At 50.2% G+C, this 257-nt stretch carries 1 protein-coding gene; it reads right to left on the bottom strand.

The window, feature by feature from the left end:
* Positions 1–202 (bottom strand): hypothetical protein (locus IEQ44_RS17335; RefSeq protein ID WP_227487672.1); only part of this gene is annotated, 202 nt, incomplete at its 3' end.
* Positions 203–257: the final 55 nt, after the last annotated feature.

Here is a 257-nt window from a genome sequence, read left to right as displayed (position 1 = left end):
CTACCACTTTCTGAGGTTGCATCTTCTCAATGCCTACTACCTTTTCCTGGCCTTCCTTTATGATGCTAACAAAAGAAAGAAGGGGTCTCCTGAGCGCTACGATGCCTTCATCTCCTACAACGTTCACGATGAGCTCTGGGTTTACAGAGAATTGCTTCCAGTGCTGGAGGGAGAGCAAGGCTGGAGACTCTGTCTGCACCACCGAGACTTCCTGCCAGGTACAAACCACTCTCTAGGGTGCCAGCATGTGTTTGGAT

Origin of the sequence: Nocardioides malaquae, assembly GCF_015070385.1 — a bacterium.
Lineage (GTDB): Bacteria > Actinomycetota > Actinomycetes > Propionibacteriales > Nocardioidaceae > Nocardioides > Nocardioides malaquae.
Note: the sequence above shows the minus strand (reverse complement) of the source record. Positions and strands in the feature narration are given on the sequence as shown.